This is a genomic window from uncultured Oscillibacter sp., from assembly GCF_900546705.1.
Taxonomy (GTDB): Bacteria; Bacillota; Clostridia; order Oscillospirales; family Oscillospiraceae; genus Oscillibacter.
The window spans coordinates 1-4,741 of record NZ_URDP01000068.1; the positions used below are offsets into that span (position 1 = coordinate 1).

At 65.1% G+C, this 4,741-nt stretch carries 5 protein-coding genes and 2 pseudogenes; 5 read left to right on the forward strand and 2 right to left on the reverse strand.

The features are described from left to right. A pseudogene (locus QZS13_RS09805) lies at nucleotides 1–338 on the forward strand (DAK2 domain-containing protein); the annotation flags it as partial. Between the two features lie 131 nt (nucleotides 339–469). Here QZS13_RS09805 and QZS13_RS09810 read toward each other — a convergent pair. Further along, nucleotides 470–1,396, reverse strand: a complete 927-nt coding sequence (locus QZS13_RS09810; RefSeq protein ID WP_295588462.1) for a SufD family Fe-S cluster assembly protein — start codon at nucleotides 1,394–1,396, stop codon at nucleotides 470–472. Beyond that, the gene (locus tag QZS13_RS09815) at nucleotides 1,393–2,136 is read right to left on the reverse strand and encodes an ABC transporter ATP-binding protein (protein ID WP_295588464.1); all 744 of its coding nucleotides are present in this window, start codon (nucleotides 2,134–2,136) and stop codon (nucleotides 1,393–1,395) included. The genes QZS13_RS09810 and QZS13_RS09815 overlap by 4 nt, the downstream gene beginning before the upstream one ends. 193 nt (nucleotides 2,137–2,329) lie before the next feature. On the opposite strand from QZS13_RS09815, the gene QZS13_RS09820 reads away from it, so the two are divergent. From QZS13_RS09820 to QZS13_RS09835, 4 genes and pseudogenes are all read left to right on the forward strand, one after another. Further along, on the forward strand, nucleotides 2,330–3,067 hold the full coding sequence (locus QZS13_RS09820; RefSeq protein ID WP_295588467.1) for a ferritin-like domain-containing protein: 738 nt from the start codon (nucleotides 2,330–2,332) through the stop codon (nucleotides 3,065–3,067). A 78-nt stretch (nucleotides 3,068–3,145) separates the two neighbouring features. Further along, nucleotides 3,146–3,748: an AAA family ATPase gene (locus QZS13_RS09825; protein ID WP_295588469.1), complete on the forward strand. Its 603-nt coding sequence runs from the start codon at nucleotides 3,146–3,148 to the stop codon at nucleotides 3,746–3,748. A 72-nt stretch (nucleotides 3,749–3,820) separates the two neighbouring features. After that, nucleotides 3,821–4,501, forward strand: coding sequence for a DUF2461 domain-containing protein (locus QZS13_RS09830; RefSeq protein WP_295588472.1), 681 nt, complete (start codon nucleotides 3,821–3,823; stop codon nucleotides 4,499–4,501). 41 nt (nucleotides 4,502–4,542) lie between these two features. Then, nucleotides 4,543–4,741 (forward strand): annotated as a pseudogene (locus tag QZS13_RS09835) (hydrolase); the annotation flags it as partial.

A 4,741-nucleotide genomic window follows, 5' to 3' on the forward strand; every position in this document is an offset into this window, starting at 1 on the left:
TGACCGAGAGCCTGTCCACCGTCTCCACCGCCCAGATCACCTACGCCGCCCGGGATTCCGACTTCGACGGCTTCGACATCAAGGCCGGCGACTACCTGGCCCTCATGGAGGGCAAGCTCTTCGGCACCGACGGCAGCCTGGACGCCCTGCTGGAGAATCTGGCAGCCAGTGCCCGGGAAAAGGAATCCTCCTTTATCTCGCTGTACTTCGGCGAGGATGTGACGGAGGAGGACGCCCAGAAGGCCGCCGCCGTCTTTGAAAAGGCCTGCCCCGACGCGGAGGTGGCCGTCCTCTCCGGCGGACAGCCCGTCTACTATTATATCATCTCCATGGAGTGAGCCCTTCGGGCCGCCGCAATCGCGGCGGCCCGTTTTTTCCGCCCCGGCAGACCGTCCCGGGGCCCGCTCCCCCCTGCCCGGCGCGAAAAAAAGAGCCCCGATGCCATGCATCGGAGCTCTTTCGTTTTGTCTCAGGCCAGGAAGCCCTTGAGGATGCAGTCCTCGGCCTCCTCCTCGGTCAGGCCCAGGGTCTCCAGCTTCAAAAGCTGCTCGCCGGCGATCTTGCCGATGGCCGCCTCGTGGACCAGCTGCGCCTCGGTGCAGTTGGCGGTGATGGCGGGGATGGACTTGATCTTGGCGTTGCCCATGATGATGGAGTCGCACTGGACGTGGCCGAAGCACTTGGCGTCGCCCACCATCCGGGGATAGAACACCTGGGAGGAATTGTCCTGGGCCACGGACCGGGAGATGACCCGGCCCTTGGCGTCCTCGCCCTCCAGGTCGATCTCCATGTCGCTTTCGGCCACCTGGTCCCCGTGGGTCAAGAGCCGCTCGGTGACCACCGCCTCGGCGCCCTTGCCGCAGACGATCTTCGTATAGCGCTTGGTGGAGTCCACGCCCCGGATCTGGGTGGTGTCCATCTGGATGGAAGCGCCCTCGTCCAGGTAGACGATGGTCTGGGGGTTGAAGATCTTGCCGCCCTTGCCGTCGCCCTCGCCGTAGTGCTTTTCCGTGTAGTGGACGTGGGAGTTCTTGCCTACGTGGAACGTGTGGATGCCGTCGTGGCGGGAGTCCTGGTCGCCGCAGTTGTGGATGCCGCAGCCGGCCACGATCTCCACGTTGCAGTTCTCGCCGATGTAGAAATCGTTGTACACCGTCTCCTGGATGCCCGGCTTGGTGATGATGACGGGGATGTGGCACGTCTCGCCCACGGTGCCGTCGAGAATGTGGATGTCGATACCGCTCTTGCCGTCGGTCTTGCTGTCGATCTTGATGTGCTCCGTGGACTCCCGGCCGTCACAGCCGCAGTCCTTGCGGATGTTGAAGGCGCCCACGGGCTTGCCCAGCATGTCCGCGATCTTCTCCAGAAGCTCGCGATCCACTTCGTTTTCCATCATTTCGCAGCACCTCCTTTCGTCATGAGCACCGGGCAGCCGCCGGTGGTGTCCGCCAGGATCTGGGGCAGGATCTCCTGGGCCGTGCCCCGGTGGCGGATGGCGCCGTCGCCCACCACGATGACCTCGTCCGCCAGGGAGATGATGCGCTCCTGGTGGGAGATAATAATCATGGTGGCGTTGCCGTCGGCGTGGATCTGTTCAAACGTCTCCGTCAGCCGGGCGAAGCTCCACAGGTCGATGCCCGCCTCCGGCTCGTCGAAAATCATCAGCTGGCTGTTCCGGGCCAGGATGGAGGCGATCTCAATGCGCTTGACCTCGCCGCCGGAGAGGGACACGTCCACCTCCCGGTCCAGATAGTCGTTGGCGCAAAGGCCCACCTTGGTCAAATACTGGCAGCAGCGGTCCTTGGAGAGCTTCTCGTCGCCGCTGGCCAGCGTCAGCAGGTTCCGGACGGTCAGGCCCTTGAACCGGGGGGGCTGCTGGAAGCCGTAGCTGATGCCAAGGCGCGCCCGCTCCGTGATGCCCAGGTCGGTGATGTCCCGGCCGTTCCAGAGGATCTGGCCGGAGGTGGGCTTCACCAGGCCCATGATGATCTTGGCCAGGGTGGTCTTTCCGCCGCCGTTGGGGCCGGTGAACACCACCAGGCGGTGGTCGTCGATGGTCAGGGAAATATCATTCAAAATACCCAGCGTACTGTCCCCTTCCTGGACAGTATAGCTGATGTGCTTCAGTTCCAGCATGGAACGAAACCTCCTTTTCGGGAAAAATGCTCACAGCTTGTCTATTTTAGCAGAATCGGCAGATAAATGCAACGGACCCCGCCTCTTTTCCCAGGATATTTTACCCGGAACCGTCGTTTTTTACCTGTTGCGCCTGCAACAATCACACATTTTTTCCCGCCGCATATACTGTGGAGAAAAGGAGGGACTTTTTATGGAACAAGATCGCCCGTCCGTGCTGGACCTGCGGCGCAGTGCCCGGCTGTGGCAGCGGGTGGCCCCGGGCATGGAGCCCTTTGCCGACGACGCCGTCCCCGCCATGGCCTCCGGCCCCCGGTGCGCCGCCCCCGCAGCGGTCCCCGCGTCCGACCCCGCATCCCCAGCCCCCGCGTCCCAGGCGGCCCCGTCTGCGGCACCGCCATCCCCCGCCCCGTCCGCCGCGCCCCAGGTCCCGGCGGAGACAGCCGCCCCGGAGAGCGGGAGCTTCGGGCCGGTGTCCGCCCTGCCCGGCGCTATCACCGACCCGTGCTGCATGGGCTCCGACGCCGCCGACATGCTGGATGTGATCACCGGCTTTGCCGATGACGCCGCGTCCCGGTGCCGCGCTTTGACGGCTCTGGCCCGGCAGGCCCCCGTGTGGGCCCGGCAGCAGCTGCGCCAGGCCGCCGCCCGGGAGGACGCCAACAGCCGCCAGCTCGCCGCCGTGTACTACCTCATCACCGGCACCTGCCGCCCGGCGCCGTTGTGCCGTCCCGTGCCCCGGCAGGGCGCCTGGTGCCCGGCCCTGCGGGAGCACTACCACCAGGCCGCCTGCGCCGGCTTCAACTACGCCCGGGCCGCCGAGGGCTCCTCGGACCCGTGTCTTGCCCGGATCTTCCAGGACCTGAGCCGCCGGGAGTACCAGACCGCCGACACCCTGACGGCCCTGCTGGAGCGGAGCCTGGGGTGCTGAGATTTTCGTTGCGCCGGGGAGGCGGATATGGTATGATGTGCCCAGGAACCGATTTGCGGGGAAACGGAGGCACATAGGATGAACAAGATCATTACCATCAGCCGGGAATACGGCGCCGGCGGACACTCCATCGGCCAGCAGGTGGCCCAGCAGCTGGGCATCCCCTTTTACGACAAGGACATTCTCCGGGAGTCCGTGAAGGCCAGCGGGTTCGACCCGGACGTGGTGGAGACGGAGCAGGAGGACAGCTCCCGGGCGGACTCGTTTTTCCGGAGCCTGTGCGCCATCTCCAGTGCCTACTACCGGGACTCCCAGGAGGCCATCCACGAGGTGCAGAAGGCGGTGATCCTGCGGTTTGCCCAGCAGGGGCCCTGCGTGATCCTGGGCCGCTGCGCCGACGAATTTCTGCGGGAGGCGGGCATGGAGAGCATCAACGTGTTCATCCACGCCGACGACGTGCACCGGGCCGTCCGGGTCAGTGAGCTCATCGGCAGCACCGACGCCACGGAGATCCAAAAGCTCATGGCCAAAAAGGACGCCAGCCGCCATACGTACTACACCCGCTACACCGGCAAGCGGTGGGGCGACAGCCACAACTACGACCTGACGCTGGACAGCGGCACCCTGGGCTACGACCTTTGCGTCAAGCTCATCGTGGCGGCCGCCCAGGCGGAGGGCTGAGGTTTCCCATGATGGGGGCGGGCCGCGTGCCCGCCCCTTTTGCCGATACCACTTTCCGCATCAGGAGGCACTATGTTTACCGGATTTACCGACGAGACCGTGGACTTCATGTGGGGCATCCGCTTCAACAACGAGCGGGGCTGGTTTGAAGCCCACAAGCAGACCTATCTCACCCAGTTCTACCAGCCCATGTGCGCCCTGGCCGACGAGCTCTACGACTTTCTGGCCCACCAGCGGCCGAACCTGGGCCTCATCCGCAAGGTGACCCGCATCTACCGGGACGCCCGGCGGCTCCACGGCCGGGGGCCCTACAAAGACCACCTGTGGTTTTGCGTGGAGCAGCCCGCCGAGCAGTGGACGGCCCACCCCACCTTCTGGTTCGAGCTGGGGCCCGACGGCTGGAGCTACGGCCTGGGGTACTACATGGCCCGGCCCCTCACCATGGCCAAGCTCCGCGCCCGCATGGACCGTGACCCGAAGCCCATGGAGCGCCTGACCCGGGATCTGGAGCGCCAGACGGAGTTCACCCTGGAGACGGAGGACTACAAGCGTCCCCGCTCGGCGCCCTCCCGGCCCGCCCTGGCCCCCTGGTACCAGGCCAAGTCCTTTTCCATCACCCACCAGGACAAGCTCACCGACGAGCTCTTCGGCCGGGACATCGTGGCCCATCTCCAGCAGGGCTTTGCCTTCCTGCTTCCCTACTACGACTACTTCGTCACCCTGGACGGCGACCCCGATCCCCGGGAGACGTGAGCAAATTTTCCGCAATTTATTTTGACAAAGGAGCGACTATCATGAAAGCATGTCCCGACCGTTCTTCCGCCCTGGCGCTTTTGAAAAAGTACAACGCCGAGCCCTTCCACATCCAGCACGCCCTGACGGTGGAGGGCGTCATGCGCTGGTACGCCGCGGAGCTGGGGTACGCCGACGAGGCGGACTTCTGGGCCACCGTGGGCCTGCTCCACGACGTGGACTTTGAAAAGTGGCCCGAGG